11 protein-coding genes and 1 tRNA gene are annotated in these 14,254 nt (G+C 56.7%); 9 read left to right on the top strand and 3 right to left on the bottom strand.

Annotated elements, in window-relative coordinates; genetic code table 11:
* Positions 1-200 (top strand): transposase (locus VPK24_RS14495; protein ID WP_393014397.1); only part of this gene is annotated, 200 nt, incomplete at its 5' end.
* Positions 201-293: 93 nt separating this feature from the next.
* Here VPK24_RS14495 and VPK24_RS14490 read toward each other — a convergent pair.
* Positions 294-761 carry a CYTH domain-containing protein gene (locus VPK24_RS14490; RefSeq protein ID WP_393014395.1) on the bottom strand — a complete coding sequence of 156 codons (468 nt, stop codon included), beginning with the start codon at positions 759-761 and terminating at the stop codon, positions 294-296.
* Positions 762-966: 205 nt separating this feature from the next.
* Positions 967-1,039 (bottom strand) — tRNA-Ala (locus tag VPK24_RS14485).
* A 249-nt stretch (positions 1,040-1,288) separates the two neighbouring features.
* Between VPK24_RS14485 and VPK24_RS14480 the strand changes: the two genes are divergently transcribed.
* The 3 genes from VPK24_RS14480 to VPK24_RS14470 are packed head-to-tail and all read left to right on the top strand — an operon-like array spanning position 1,289 to position 7,951.
* A complete protein-coding gene (locus tag VPK24_RS14480; RefSeq protein WP_393014393.1) occupies positions 1,289-2,839 on the top strand; it encodes an efflux RND transporter periplasmic adaptor subunit in 1,551 nt (516 codons plus the stop codon).
* Positions 2,840-2,844: 5 nt separating this feature from the next.
* Positions 2,845-6,141 (top strand): efflux RND transporter permease subunit, encoded by a 3,297-nt coding sequence (locus VPK24_RS14475; protein WP_393014391.1) that lies wholly within the window; start codon positions 2,845-2,847, stop codon positions 6,139-6,141.
* 49 nt (positions 6,142-6,190) lie between these two features.
* Entirely contained in the window at positions 6,191-7,951 is a 1,761-nt protein-coding gene (locus tag VPK24_RS14470; protein ID WP_393014389.1) for a SpoIIE family protein phosphatase, read from the top strand.
* A 35-nt stretch (positions 7,952-7,986) separates the two neighbouring features.
* Here VPK24_RS14470 and VPK24_RS14465 read toward each other — a convergent pair whose 3' ends face one another.
* The gene (locus VPK24_RS14465; RefSeq protein WP_393014387.1) at positions 7,987-9,132 is read right to left on the bottom strand and encodes a cob(I)yrinic acid a,c-diamide adenosyltransferase; all 1,146 of its coding nucleotides are present in this window, start codon (positions 9,130-9,132) and stop codon (positions 7,987-7,989) included.
* A 345-nt stretch (positions 9,133-9,477) separates the two neighbouring features.
* Here VPK24_RS14465 and fraC point away from each other — a divergent pair, with 345 nt between their 5' ends.
* The 5 genes from fraC (at position 9,478) to cysW (ending at position 14,197) form a co-directional block, all read left to right on the top strand.
* Positions 9,478-10,059, top strand: coding sequence for a filament integrity protein FraC (gene fraC, locus VPK24_RS14460; RefSeq protein WP_393014385.1), 582 nt, complete (start codon positions 9,478-9,480; stop codon positions 10,057-10,059).
* A 95-nt stretch (positions 10,060-10,154) separates the two neighbouring features.
* Positions 10,155-10,751, top strand: coding sequence for a DUF5357 family protein (locus VPK24_RS14455; RefSeq protein ID WP_393014383.1), 597 nt, complete (start codon positions 10,155-10,157; stop codon positions 10,749-10,751).
* A 335-nt stretch (positions 10,752-11,086) separates the two neighbouring features.
* Entirely contained in the window at positions 11,087-11,905 is an 819-nt protein-coding gene (locus VPK24_RS14450; protein WP_099535235.1) for an ABC transporter permease, read from the top strand.
* Between the two features lie 404 nt (positions 11,906-12,309).
* The gene (gene cysT, locus VPK24_RS14445; RefSeq protein WP_393014380.1) at positions 12,310-13,155 is read left to right on the top strand and encodes a sulfate ABC transporter permease subunit CysT; all 846 of its coding nucleotides are present in this window, start codon (positions 12,310-12,312) and stop codon (positions 13,153-13,155) included.
* Positions 13,156-13,333: 178 nt separating this feature from the next.
* Positions 13,334-14,197, top strand: a complete 864-nt coding sequence (gene cysW / locus VPK24_RS14440) for a sulfate ABC transporter permease subunit CysW (RefSeq protein ID WP_393014378.1) — start codon at positions 13,334-13,336, stop codon at positions 14,195-14,197.
* The last annotated feature ends 57 nt before the right edge of the window (positions 14,198-14,254 follow it).

The raw sequence follows: 14,254 nt of genomic DNA, 5'->3' as shown, positions 1-14,254 counted from the left end.
GCGTGGAGGTGATCAGCCGAATCGGTAAAGGGTTTGAGACGTTGCCCAAGCGATGGATTGTCGAGCGGACGTTTGGCTGGCTGAACCGATTTCGGCGATTGAGCAAGGACTATGAGTTGTATTCGGAAACGAGTGAAGGGATGATCTATGGCTGCTTAATGCATTTGATGGTGAGAAGATTGGCTGCTCTAGATGCTTAATAATTGATTTATAAATCAGCTCTTAAACAATCGCTTTCAATTAAACAATTGCTTGAAAAAACTGCCCGAAAAGCTACCAATCTGCCTTAAAAATTACCAAGTGCTGAAGGGGCGATCGGCTAAGGCAGAATTGCGATAGCGGGGATCGTGAGACACTTCTTCACCAATCCAGTCTGGTAGTTGCACCGGTTGATCGGGGCGATCGAGTTCAATTTCCGCCACGATGAGTCCCGCATTGCTGCCAAAAAATTCATCGATTTCCCAGCAACCTTCTGCACAAGGTAACCGATAGCGAACTTTGTCGATCGGGGGTGAAACACAGAGCGTCGCCAACATTTCCGTGGCATCAATGACGGGAATTTCGTATTCGTACTCCGATCGCGCCAGACCGTCGGTTTGGCCTTTGATGGTTAGAAATGCTCGATCGCCCGCAATGCGCACCCGCACGGTGCGCACGGGATCCGACCATAGATAGCCCTGTTGGTAGCGTTTGCCCGGTTGGACAAGATCGCGCCAACGGTTCGATCGCACCAGAAATTTCCGCTCAATCTCGATCGCCATGGGGGGGAGCTGTTGATCAGGATATGGAGTCTGAATGCTTAGCTTTGAATATTCGGGCTTGAATACTTAGCTTTGAATATTCAGGGCTGGGGCTTCAGACCTCCCCTAAATTTTCAGGAATTTCTTCAACCGTTTAGGTCTACTTCTAACCGTTTAGGTCTATTTTTAAGTTTATTGTTAACTTGCTGTTCCTTCTGGAACGGGATGGAGCTAAGCGGATTCGAACCGCTGACCCCTTCAATGCCATTGAAGTGCTCTACCAACTGAGCTATAGCCCCGTTCAGCGAAGTTAATAATCGCCTAAAAGTTTGGATTCGTCAACCCAAGCGACCAAATTTTTTTCGGCGGGATTGGGATCAGGTGCGCTAAGGTAGCACTGATTCTGTAAAGAACCATTACGAAATTAATCCTCCCGTCGATCGCGCCAGTCCGACTAGCCAATGGCACGAGCCATCGAGTCTTTCGGGGCGATCGGCTTCGGCAGAACTGCTCCACAGCTTTGACTGCTCCCATCAACTGATCGACCCATGAATAACCTTTCAGTTCCTCCAATGGTGTCCCTTGGGTTGCCGATCGGCTTGGATCGATCGCCCCAAAGGCGGTTTCGATCGGGTCGCTGTAATCACCGCCCTGGCCCCTCTGCAAAGCTTGGGTTTGAAACCGATTCTGAAACGAATTCCCGCGTCAGGCTCGGTTTCATGTCCGTGACGCGGGGGCAACGGCAAGTTGGCCCACAGTCCATCCGGCAGCGTTGGCTCAGTGGCCTCTGTGGCTTGGCCCTGTTAGCCAGCGGTTGCCAAAACGCCATTCCCCCCAGTGATGCCCAACCGGCCCCGCCGGGAGCCGCCAATCGAGCGGGGCCGCCTTCGGTGGATGTGGCCTTGGCCAAAACCGCCACTCAGCAAACCACCCAGGACTATAGCGGCACCACTCAGCCCTTTCGAGAAGTGGCCGTGCGATCGCGGGTGGAAGGCTACGTGCTAGACATGCGATCGGACGTGGGGCAACCGGTACGCCAAGGGCAACTGTTAGCGCGAGTGGATGCGCGGTTGTTGACCTCCGAGGCGGTAGAAGCCCAAGCGGAGGTTTCTGCCCGTGAGCTGGAAGTGGCCAGCAGTCAAGCCCAAATTGGCGAAGCCCAGGCCCGAGAGGGTGAAGCAGAATTGCAACTGCAACAGGCGAAGTCTGATCTGGATCGCCTAGAGCGGTTGTTTCGAGAAGGGGCGATCGCAGAGCAAAGCGTGGAAAATGCCCGCACGGCCGTGGGAACTGCCGCCAAAGCCCTCCAGGCCGCCCGCCAACAGGTGAAAACCCGCCAGCAAACCGTGGCCGTAGCCCGGCGCAGGGTGGCCGCCCAACAGGCGATCGCCGATCAAGCTCGCCAACGCCAGGATTTTGCACTGGTGCGATCGCCCCTCAGCGGTCGTGTGTTGGCCAAGCTGTTGGAACCCGGCAGCCTGGCCCAACCGGGCAGCGAAATTATCCGCATTGGTGACTTTAGCCAACTCAAGATTTTGGTGCGCCTGTCCGATCGGTCCCTGGCGGGTGTGCGGCTGGGGCAAGGGGCCCGGGTGCGGCTGGATGCCTTGCCGGGTCAAGAATTTATCGGGCGGGTCACGGCCATTTCTCCCTTGGGCGACGCGGTGGCTCGGCAAGTGCCCGTAGAAATCACTATCCCCAACCCTGATGGGCGCTTGGGTAGCGGGCTGTTGGCCCGGGTGAGCTTTGCCCAGGCGGCCGCCGCCCGAGTCACCATTCCCGAGCGGGCCTTGGCGGTGGCCGATCTGGCCGATCGCGCTCCCGGTGGGCCGGGGGGGCGAGGGGGGCGTTCTGCCGAAGCTGGGCAATCCGCCGCCAACGCGCCTGTTCCCACCCAAGGCACGGTGTTTGTGGTGCAAGGGGAAGGAGAAGCCGTAACCGTTGCGCCAAGGTTGGTGCAGTTGGGATCCCGGTTTGATGGCCAGGTGCAGGTGCTCTCGGGTCTGCAACCGGGCGATCGCTATGTCCTGCGCAGTAGCGGCCCCCTGGCCGCGGGCGATCGGGTGCGACTGAGTGCAATTTCTGAACCCGCGAGGTAAGGCAAATGTTTGATTCGCGGCCCACGGGCTTTAGTCTCAGCGCCCTGTCGATTCGTCGTCACATTGCCACCCTGATGTTGGCGGTTGCGGCGATCGTCCTCGGGGGCTTCTTCGTCAGCACCATGCAAGTGGACTTGCTGCCCTCCATCACCTATCCCCGGATTGGTTTGCGGGCCGATGCACCGGGCGTGTCGCCGGAAGTGGCGATCGATGAAATCACCCGGCCGCTGGAGGAAGCCCTTTCAGCCACCGAAGGCGTGGTGCAGGTGTATTCCCAAACGCGGGAGGGCAGCATCAGTCTGGATTTATATTTTCAGCCGGGCGGCAACTTAGACCAGGCCTTGAATGATGCAACGGCGGCCTTTAACCGGGCCCGGGGCCGACTGCCGGACGCGGTGGAAAATGCACGGCTGTTTAAATTTGACCCCTCCCAGTTACCGGTTTATGAGTTGGCGGTGACCTCGCCTACCCAATCTCCTGCCCAGTTGCGGGTGTTTGCCGATGAGGAACTCTCGCGCGAGCTGAATGTGGTGGATGGGGTGGCCTCGGTGGATGTGTCCGGCGGGGTGGAAGAAGAGGTGCGGGTCACGCTGGATCTGCAACGGCTCCAGGCGATCGGGCTGGATCTGCAAACGGTGTTGGATGGCTTGAGCGATCGCAACCAAGATATTTCCGGCGGCCGGATTTATGCCCCCGATGGGGAACCCCTGACCCGGGCCACGGGCCGGTTTCGCAATGCGGCTGAGCTAGCCCAATTGCCCTTTGTGGTGCGGAATGGCAACGGCAGCGCCCCTACCCAAACCGTGACCCTCAGTGACTTTGCCACGGTGGTGGATGGCACGGCGGAGCAGCGGGTGGAAGTGCGCCTGAATGGTCAGCCGTCGGTGAAGCTGAGCGTGCAAAAGCAGTCCGATGCCAACTCGATCGCCGTGGTGGCCGCCGTCAAACAGCGGTTGCAGGAACTGGCGGCCAATGGCACGATTCCGGCGGATGTGACCCTGTTGCCTACCCTAGACGAGTCGGTGTTTATTCAAAACGCTGTCTCCAACGTGATTTCCTCAGGCTTGATGGGGACAGGGTTGGCGGCCTTTGCGGTCTTTATCTTTTTGGGATCCCTGCGCCAAACCTTGATTGTGTCGATTTCGATTCCGCTGGCTACCTTGGCGGCGGTGATTTTGATGCGGTTTTGGGGCCTGACGATCAACGTTTTCAGCTTGGGCGGTTTGGCTCTTGGTGTAGGGATTGTGGTGGATAACTCGATCGTGATGATGGAAGCGATCGTGGAAGGAACCCGCGCCAATGGCCGAGAGGTGGAGCCAGCGGAAGTGGTCGATCGGGCGATCGCCAGCAGCCAAGCGGTGGAGTCGGCCCTGTTGGCTTCCACAAGCACCAACCTGGTAGCCGTGTTGCCCTTTTTGTTCATCGGCGGGTTCATTGCCCTGCTGTTTAATGAACTGATTTTGACCATCAGCTTTGCGGTGGCGGCCTCGATTTTGGTGGCGGCCACGGTGGTGCCAGCCATGGCGGCGCGGTTGCTGGCGGTGCGTTGGTCGAGCGGGGTGGGCCGTTGGTGGCCCCTGCGGGCGTTCGATCGCTGGATGGATGGGGTGATGGTCAACTATGGCCGGCTGCTGGGCGGGCTAATGCGGGTGCGGCTGTTGGTGGTGTTGGTCATTGCCACGGCCCTCACGGTCAGCAGCCTGTCGGTGATTGGTTACATTCCCCAAGAAATCCTGCCGCGCATTGCCACGGGCCAAGCGCAATTGGTGGCCATCTTTCCACCCAGCACCACTCTGGAAACCAATCGCCAGGTGATGGAGCGAGTTGACCAAATTCTGCGCCAACAACCGGAAACGGAATACGCCTTCACCACGATCGGGGGATCCCTCTTTGGCAGCAACACCAACGAAAATCCCCTGCGCAGCACCAGCACCATCACCCTGAAACCGGGGGCTGATGTGGAAGCCTATGTGGAGCGGGTGAATCGGCAACTGCAAAAGCTGAATTTGGTGGATATTCGCCTGCGGTTGCGACCCGGGGAAGTGCGGGGCTTGATTTTGAATAACTCGCCCGTGCGGGGAGCAGAGTTGGATGTGATTTTGCAGGGCAATGATCCGGCGGCCCTGGCACGGGCCGGGCGGCAGGTGTTGACAGCCCTTGATGAGCAAGCCACGCTGGCCGCCTTTCGCCCCGATGGCGATCGCCCGCAGCCGGAGGTGCAAATTCGTCCGGATCCCACCCGCTTGGCCGATTTGGATCTGGACATCACGGACATTGGCCAGGCGATCGAAACAGCGATCCAAGGTTCCGTACCTACCCAATTGCAACGGGGGAACCGGTTGGTTGATGTGCGCGTGCGGCTTGATCGCGCTGCCATCAGCAACCCCTCCCAACTGCTAGACCTGCCCCTGTTTGCCGGGGCCGATCGGCTCGTGCGCTTGGGCGAAGTGGCCAGCCTCGACAGCGCCCAAGCCCCCAGCGAAATTCAGCGGATTAACCAGCGATCGGTGTTTTTGGTGGCCGGGAACCTGAATCCCGGAGCCAGCCTCAGCGATGCCCTGGCGGAAGTGGATCAAATCCTCGGCAAGCTGGAGTTGCCTGCGGGGGTGACCCGGTTGCCCAGTCCCGCCGCCGAAAGCAATCGCCAAATCCAAGGAGCCTTGCCCCTGTTGGGTGGTTTGGCGGCCTTCCTGGTGTTTGTGGTGATGGCGGTGCAATACAACTCCCTGATTGACCCGTTGGTGATCATGTTTGCGATTCCCCTGGCGGTGGCCGGCGGGATTCTCGGTCTCTATTGGACCCAAACGGCGATCGGGGCCACGGTGGTGGTGGGTGCGGTGCTGTTGGTGGGGATCGTGGTGAACAACGCCATCATCATGGTGGAACTGGCGAACCAACTGCGCGAACAATACCAACTCACCCGCAAAGCCGCGATCGTCCAGGCCGCGCCCCAGCGGCTCCGCCCGATCCTGATGACCACGATCACCACGGTTTTGGGGATGTTGCCCATGGCCCTGGGCATGGGAGCCGGCGGAGAATTTCTGCAACCCTTGGGGATTGTGGTGTTTTCGGGGCTGTCTCTGGCCACGTTGCTGACCCTGTTCTTGATCCCCTGCCTTTATGTGTTGATGCATGAGTGGGTGACCTGGCCGGCGGCCTTGCTGAACCGCCGACCCCGGGCGATCGCCCCGGTGCTGGAAGGGCCCCTTGATGGCGAGCCAGAATTGGATCCGGTGACGGTTCCGATCGAACCGTCCGAAGCCGCCACAGCCGGAGATCGGCCGCCGGACTATACCCGTTAAACTCAGAGACCAACGGCGATTGCAACAGCATTCTCTGGAGATCTCGTCTATGCCCACTTCCCTGCGCCGATCGCCGCCACTGCGATTTGGCCAGGCCCAGTCGATCGGGGCCGCTGCCACGGCGGCCCTGATTGTGCTTGTGGCAACCAGCGTGTTGGTCGGTTCCGAAAACCGCCAATTTCGCAGCCAGGAACGGGCCACGGTACTCAGCAAACTCAGCACGGTTCGCGCCAAGCTCGAAGGCTATATCAACTCCCAACTGCTGCTGGCCGAGTCTCTGGCTGCCTATGTGGCGGCCAATCCCCAAGTGACCCAGGCGGAATTTGCCCGCATGGGTACGGTGCTGCTGGAAAAAAACAGCGGCATCCGCAGCGTCAACTTGGCTAAAAACTCCGTCATTAGCCATATCTACCCCTTGCGAGGGAATGAGTTGGCCTTGGGATTGAACTTGGTGGCCAAACCGGAGCAACGGGCCGCCGTGGAGCGAGCCATTCAACAAAAGCGCTCCACCATTGCCGGCCCCGTGAAATTGGTGCAAGGGGGAGTCGCTTTCATTAACCGCACCCCGGCTTTTGTGGTGGATCAACCGGGTTTGAATTCGTCACCGACCTACTGGGGCCTGGCCAGTGTGGTGGTGGACGAAATGGCGATCTATGAAGCGGCGGATTTGCCAAAGGTGAGCCAGCAATTGGCGATTACCATTCGGGGCAAGGACGGCCTGGGAGAACGGGGCGATGTGTTTTGGGGCCAGGCTCAGGTTTTTCAGCAGGATCCGGTGCTGGTGGTGGCAGCGATTCCCAATGGCAGTTGGCAGTTAGCGGCAATTCCCCGATCGGGCTGGCGTGATCGCTCCCCGATCGCGGGGGTGATTTGGCTGCTGGGCGGTGCGCTGTCGATCGGGGTGGGGGCAGTGGTTTGGAAGCTGATGGGCGAGCCGATCCGCCTGCAACAGGCCATTGACCAGGCCACGGCAGAACTGCAAACGGCCTTGCAGGATTTGCGCCAGGAAATGGACAACCGCCAGCAGGTGGAAGCGGCCTTGAGCAACAGCCAATTAGCCTTAACCAAAACCCAAGCGGAGTTAGAAATTGCCCATCGCTTACACAAAATGTTGCTGCCGCCCAAGAGCGAACTAGCGGCGATCGAATCGTTAGAAATTGCCAGTTTCACGGCGGCCGCAGCGGAAGTGAGCGGTGATTATTACGATGTGATTTGTCAGGGCGATCACATCAAAATTGGCATCGGTGATGTGACGGGCCATGGCCTAGAAAGCGGACTCTTAATGCTGATGATTCAGATGGCGGCTCGCACCCTGTTGGCGGCCTGTGAGCATAACTCGGCCCGCTTTTTAAACACAATTAACCGTGCAATTTATGAAAACCTACAGCGCATGAACTTGCACAAACATGCCACCCTGGCGCTGTTGGATTATCAAGGGGGGCGGCTGTGTTTAACGGGGCAACATGAGGAGGTGGTTGTCGTTCGATCGAGCGGTGTGATCGAACGATTTGACACGATGGATTTGGGCTTCCCGATCGGGATTGAGCCAGATATTGCCCATTGGGTGCAGAAAGCCACCTTGGAACTTCAATCGGGTGATGTGGTGGTGCTTTACACGGATGGCATCACGGAAGCCCAGGGCGATCGACAAACAGCCTATGGATTAGAGCGGCTTTGTTGGGTGGCTTGTCAACAGCGCGATCGCCCAGCAGCGGAAATTGTGGAGGCAATTGTTGCTGATTTACGAAGTCATCTCAATCACCAGCAGCCTGAAGATGATATGACCCTGTTGGTGCTGAAACAACGCTAGGATTCCTGTTAAAAATCCAAACCTGAAATTCAGTCCTAAAAATCAACGCCGCGCTTCAGATCCATGCCTTTTTCCGCATAGTGCTTGTGGCAAATCATCTCCGAATAAACGCTGGCTAGGTTGAAATAAGCCGGTGGATTCAAACAACGGCCTGTGATGATGATTTCGGTGTCTTTGGGTTTGCGTAATAGGTCGCGGGCGATCGCTTCCCCATCCAGCAATTCCAAATCAACGGTGGGGTTTAGCTCATCCAGAACGATCGTTTTATATAACCCCGAGGCGATCGCCGCACGGGCCAGTTCCCAGCCGCGCTCCGCTTCGATGTAGTCCAGTTCCTGTTGTTGGCCGCGCCAGACGATCGCATCGCGTCCAAACCGCAGATGATCCACCAGGCTGGGATAGCTCTGTTGCAAGGCGGCGATCGCGGCATCTTCGGTGTAGCCGCTGCCCCCTTTCAGCCATTGGGCAATCAGCACCCGGTGGGAACTGTCCCGGCCAATGCCCCGCCCGATCGCCTGGAGCGCTTTGCCGAGGGCGCTGGTGGATTTGCCCTTGCCCGCGCCCGTGTAAATTTCAATGCCTTCAATGCCTTCCAAGTTCAGGTTGGGATCCAATTCCCGAGGGCGCATTTCCGAGTGTAAATCGGCAATATCCAGCAGGGCCGTGGGGGCGCTGCGGCCTGTGGCAATAATTTCCAACTCCGATGGCTTGTTCTTCAGGGTGCTGATCACTTCATCGAGATCCAGCAACCCCAAGTCCAACACGGGGTTAATTTCATCCAACACGACGACGGAATATAGCCCCGAGGCGATCGCCCCTTTGGCCACATCCCAACCCCGCTGCGCTTCCAGGCGATCGAACTTGGTCACACCTTCGGACCCGAAATATTCCGATCGCCCTGTGCGTACCTGGTCAATCAGGTGGGGAAAGCCGCGTTGCAAGGCCGCAATCGCCGCGTCTTCGTCGTAGGGGCGGTCGGGCCCCTTCAAAAACCGCAACAGTAAAACTCGGGTTTGCCAGTCGCTGTGGATGCCCAAGCCAATCGATCGCAACACAACGCCCAAAGCCGCTTGCGATTTGCCCTTACCCGCGCCATCGTAGACGTGGATTTGCCCCAATTCCCGATCGTCGCGGGCCTGGGCTGTGCGAATACCAATGCCGTTTCGTGGTGCGGTTCTCATGCCGATGCTACAAACGTTGCTGAAGGTTACTGAAAAACCGGAATCTGAGCCATTGCTCAGGGGCCTGTGTCGGGTGCCGCTCGGGTCGTTAACGGGACAGGGAACAAGGCATCGCCCCAGGCTCCGGCCGCCGCTTTTCCCGCAGCGCCAGCGATGCAAAATGCAGGGACATAATCCCAATGCCGTGCCCTCAGGATCTTAGACCGAAGCGCCCAGACCCGATCGCCCCAATTGGCTTGATCGTGATCCAACTTGCCCGATCGCAGAGAAGCCAGCCCGGTAAAATCAGCATTATCCGGCCCCAACTCCCAGCCTGCAAACCCTGACACCCCCCCGATCGCCCCTATGCCTCTGATCTTGCCTTTGCCCACCGTTATTTTTCAGATTCTGTTTCTGTTCATTGCGATCGCCAGTGAAGCGGTGATCTTCAACCGACTGGCGGGCATGAACCAGCGCCGCAGCGTGGAATATGCCGCCGCCATGGAGCTGTTGGTGCTGTGCATGGGGTGGGCCTGTTTCTTCACGGCCTATGAGCTGTTCCCACCCTCAATTCAAAACGATTTACAAGCGCTGATCTTGCAAGGTGTTTGGTCGAGCGAGCTAAATAATTGGTTATTAATTGTTGTCCCGATCGTCTTTTTCCTAATCTTTGAACTGAAGTCGATCGCCGTCCAATTCCTAGACTTAATCTTGAAATATCCTGCTCCCGGTGCTGATTTGGGCATTCCGGAAGAGCCGGAAACCGAAGCAACTCCCACTCTCACCATCACCATGCGCAAGCAGCTCCAGAGCTTCTTTCAGCGCTACCAGTCCATTCAAAGTGAATTAGCCAAAAAAACGATCTTTTGGGGACATATTGCCAGCACCGGCATTGGCGCGTTGGTGATTGCCATCCAGAGTATTCTCTTTGCCCTTCGCCAGGCTTAGGTTGACCCATCGAGTTCAAAGACAACCGCAAGTCAATTGCAAGTCAATTGCAAGTTAACTGTAAGTCAACTGTAAGTTTAGGAAATTGACGAACAATGCTCAAAGAAATCAGCAGTGATTTTTGGAAAATTGTACAGCCCAAAAAAGCCTTTTCCTGGCAGACCTTGCTTTGGGTCAGTATTGGTTTCTTGATCTTGTCTGTTATGGCACGGTTGGGTGCGAACAACCTGGAATTACAGCGCACCTTTTCGGGTTTCAGTGCCCTGATGCTGGCCCTGTCTGGGGTGGTTTGGTCGATCGAGCAAAAGCCAATTCAAATTCGGGGTGTTTCCCTTGGCCCCTGGATGGCCGGTGCTCTGTGCTCCCTGTTGCTCTATCGGTTTTTGGCGGATCCCAGCAGCGATCGCACCGATGCCCTGTACCTAGCTTGCTTAACCTTTCCGCTCAGTTCAATTACCATCAAAATTGTCCAAGACTTTCTCAGCAAGCCCACGGATTCTCGCTACAAAGTGCCGATCAAAGAGCGCATTCCTTTGGCGATGTGGTTGCTGGGCCATTTCTTGCTAGCCTTTTGGATTCGGTTTGCTTTTATGATCCAGTCCTGGATTGATCAACATCCGGCCCTGAACAATAACGATGTCCGAGCCTATGCGGCTAGTATGTTTGTCTGGCCGGTCGATCTGTTTCAATAGTGTTGATCGATCTCATCAGGATCATTAGGATTAACAGATCTATTGAACTCTGGCTTAATTGGCTTTGAGTTAATTAGTTTTGGATCAATCATCCTTGAACTAATTAGCATCAGATCCAGCGTTAGCCCGTAGGGTGGACACTGCCCACCTCATAATTGCTCCATGACACCTGCGATATGGTGTGCCAATCGTTATAGGTAAAGACTGTAATTGATTTAGGATTGATTAGTATTGATTGATCTTGAAGGAATCGACACCCGATCAATCAACGTTGAACTCAGCGACTTTGCCCATCCCCTCTTGTATTCACGTTGCGTTCAAAATTCGTCAGGAACATGGGTCAATTAACAGGTTGGCGAGCATTCTTGGCTGGGTTCAGTGGCCAGCGAATTTGGGCGATCGCCCACAATGCCTTTCTGGAGGCTTGGCGCGCCAAAATCGGCTATTTACTCTTGGTCTATGCCGTAGCCTTGGTGCTGGCGATCGCCCTAGTGCCCTTAATTTCCGCTGGTGATTCCGCTGGCAAAATTGTGCTCGATGGCTGTTTGGCCGCCACCAGTCTGCTGGGGCTGCTGGTGACAATTTTGGTGGGCACAAGGCTGATCGATCGCGAAATTGAACGCCGCACCATTTTGCTCGCGATCGCCAAACCCCTCAGCCGCACAGAATTCATGCTGGGCAAGCACTTGGGCCTGTCGATGCTGTTGGCGGCCTGGGTCACGGGGGCCACGCTGGTGCAAACGGTGGGCCTGTGGTTGTGGGGACGGGCCAGCTTTGAACTCAGTGCCATGGTGTTGACGGCTCTGTTTGCTTGGCTGGAACTGGTGTTGATTGCGGCGGTGACCCTGTTGCTGGGATCCTTCACCAGCCCCCTGCTGGCGGTTGTGCTGACCCTGGCGATTTACCTGATGGGCCACATCAGCCGCAACCTGCTGACGATCGGGATTCAGCTTCAAGATCCCTTTATGCAGCGGCTGACGGAAATTCTCTATCTGATCCTGCCGGATTTGGAGCGGTTTAACCTCAAAAACCTCGCCGTGTATGGCCTGATTCCCGAGGGGCATCTGTTGATCGGTGATGCGGTGTATGGGGTTTTATACGCTGTGCTGCTGTTGTGTGGGGCAATTTTCGCCTTTTCGAGACGAGAGTTCTAGGGGGTGTCGTCATTTTTCGAGGTGATGCTGAAACGGTTGATCTTCCGTGCCCCAGTCGTCGTAACAAGATGCTCAAGTCCCTTGCTCCCCACGATCCGCTAACGGTAGATCTAGGGTTTTGGGCTAAGTGACGACAGGCCCTTAGGGCCATTCTTCAGCTCAGGGGGCGATCGCCCATCCAACGTACCCTATGGCGACTTGCCCGGAGGTCACCCAATAGATTGCCCATAGATTGCCTGCGTATTGCCCGTGTATCACTCGGATATCGCCCGGATATCGCCCGGACATCACATCCATGACCCTAGACCCCGAGTTTCTCAAGAATCTCCCCTAAATCGATTGAGAATGTGTATTTTCGGGAACCCTTTGGCTTATCCTGAAAACGACTTCGTTGCAAAATCCCTATGACCGCCAACGCAACTTCCCGCCGTCCGCGCCGCCGCTGGGCCTGGCTCCAAAGTCTCTCCATTCCCTGGCAGGTCACGATCGGCTACATGTTGCTGCTGTTGCTGTTGCCCTTTGCGGCCATGTTCAGCAAAGCCAGCACCCTCCCGATCGACAGCTTCTGGGAAACGGCCACCGCCCCGATCGCCCTGGCCACCTATCAAGCCACCTTTTTAACGGCTTTTTTGGCCGCTGCGGTCAATGGTGTGGCGGGGTTCATTGTTGCCTGGGTGCTGGAACGTTACCAGTTTCCCGGTAAGCGGCTGCTGGATGCGGCGATCGACCTGCCCTTCGCCCTGCCCACTGCCGTAGCCGGCCTGACCCTGGCCACGGTTTACAGCGAAACGGGTTGGATTGGCTCCCTGCTGGCTCCCCTGAAAGTCCGTGTTTCCTTCACCATCACTGGGGTTTGGGTAGCTATGCTCTTCATTTCCCTGCCCTTTGTGGTGCGCACTTTGCAGCCCGTGATTCGGGAAATTGAATCGGAATTGGAAGAAGCAGCCTGGAGTTTGGGGGCTTCCCCTTGGCAAACCTTCACCCGAGTGCTGTTGCCGCCCCTGCTGCCCGCCACCGTCACGGGGGTGGCCCTGGGATTTGCCCGATCGGTGGGGGAATTCGGCTCAGTTGTGTTGATTGCCAGCAACGTACCTTTCCAAGATTTGGTCGCTTCTGTCTTGATTTTCCAAAAGCTGGAACAGTACGACATTGAAGGAGCCACCGTCATTGGCACGACCATGCTGCTGATTTCCCTGGTCATGCTGTTGATTATTAACTTGCTGCAAGCTTGGGGTCGCCGCTATGACTAGTGCTCTCTCCACTGAAAACGACCACCGTAACCACTGCTCGCAGTCCTTTCACGATTAATTGCTAAAAGTGGCGTGCGCCTGCCGCCACCAGCCGCACGCCGTTTTTTCGTCAATTCACTTTTTCGTCAATTCACTTTTTCGTCAATCCACTTTTTCGAACTTTTCCCCGTCGGTCACCATGGCTTCGACCCCTCTGAGTCCCCCCAATCCTCCCCAATCCTTGCCCCCAAAAAACAGAGTTGATTGGGTAAAGCTAGCCCTCATTTTGGGAGTTGCCGCCTATCTACTGTTGGTGCTGGTGATTCCCCTGTTGAATGTGATTTACCAAGCACTCGCGGGCGGTTTTCCGGGGTTTTGGGCTGCGCTGCAAGAGAGCGACTTTCAAAAAGCCGTCCTGCTGACGTTGCTGATTGCGGTGATTGTGGTTCCTTTGAACACGGTCTTTGGGCTTTGCGCGGCTTGGGCCTTGACGCGGCGCAATTTTCCTGGTCGCGCTTTTTTGCTAAGCGTGATTGACCTGCCATTTTCCGTGCCGTCGGTGGTGGCGGGGTTGATGTTGGTGTTGCTCTACGGGCGTGAAGGTTGGTTTGGCCCCTTGCTCCAGGCGTGGGATGTCAAGATCATCTTTGCGGTTCCGGGAATCGTGTTGGCTTCGGCCTTTGTAACCATGCCCTTTGTGGTGCGGGAAGTGTTGCCGGTGCTCGAGGATTTGGGCAAAGACCAAGAGGAAGCCGCCCGCACCTTGGGCGCGAATGAGTGGCAAATCTTTTGGCGAGTGACACTGCCATCCATTCGCTGGAGCGTGATGTATGGGGTGATTTTGACCAATGCTCGCACCATGGGCGAGTTTGGGGCGGTGGCGGTGGTTTCCGGCAGCATTGTGGGCAAAACGCAGACCTTGCCGCTGTATGTGGAGGAAGCCTATAAGCAATATCAAACCCAAGCGTCCTATACGGCGGCGTTGCTGTTGGCTTGCTTGGCGTTGGTGACGTTGGTGCTGAAAACGGTGCTGGAGCGGCAAACGCAAACAGGGGATGAGTAGTCGATCGAGTCGATCGCCCCGAGCCGCCATAGATCAGTAGCCGATCGAGTCGATCGC

The sequence above is a fragment of the Limnothrix redekei LRLZ20PSL1 genome, assembly GCF_043235035.1.
GTDB lineage: Bacteria > Cyanobacteriota > Cyanobacteriia > CACIAM-69d > CACIAM-69d > CACIAM-69d.
The sequence above is the reverse complement of the archived record's forward strand: the minus strand, read 5'-3'. Positions and strand labels throughout refer to the sequence as shown.

Bases quoted from the DNA above. Each gene is read 5' to 3' on its own strand.
- cysT (WP_393014380.1), top strand. From the start codon at position 12,310: ATGACCGCCAACGCAACTTCCCGCCGTCCGCGCCGCCGCTGGGCCTGG.
- VPK24_RS14480 (WP_393014393.1), top strand. From the start codon at position 1,289: ATGAATAACCTTTCAGTTCCTCCAATGGTGTCCCTTGGGTTGCCGATC.
- fraC (WP_393014385.1), top strand. From the start codon at position 9,478: ATGCCTCTGATCTTGCCTTTGCCCACCGTTATTTTTCAGATTCTGTTT.
- VPK24_RS14450 (WP_099535235.1), top strand. From the start codon at position 11,087: ATGGGTCAATTAACAGGTTGGCGAGCATTCTTGGCTGGGTTCAGTGGC.
- VPK24_RS14470 (WP_393014389.1), top strand. From the start codon at position 6,191: ATGCCCACTTCCCTGCGCCGATCGCCGCCACTGCGATTTGGCCAGGCC.
- VPK24_RS14455 (WP_393014383.1), top strand. From the start codon at position 10,155: ATGCTCAAAGAAATCAGCAGTGATTTTTGGAAAATTGTACAGCCCAAA.
- VPK24_RS14475 (WP_393014391.1), top strand. From the start codon at position 2,845: ATGTTTGATTCGCGGCCCACGGGCTTTAGTCTCAGCGCCCTGTCGATT.
- VPK24_RS14465 (WP_393014387.1), bottom strand. From the start codon at position 9,132: ATGAGAACCGCACCACGAAACGGCATTGGTATTCGCACAGCCCAGGCC.
- VPK24_RS14490 (WP_393014395.1), bottom strand. From the start codon at position 761: ATGGCGATCGAGATTGAGCGGAAATTTCTGGTGCGATCGAACCGTTGG.
- cysW (WP_393014378.1), top strand. From the start codon at position 13,334: ATGGCTTCGACCCCTCTGAGTCCCCCCAATCCTCCCCAATCCTTGCCC.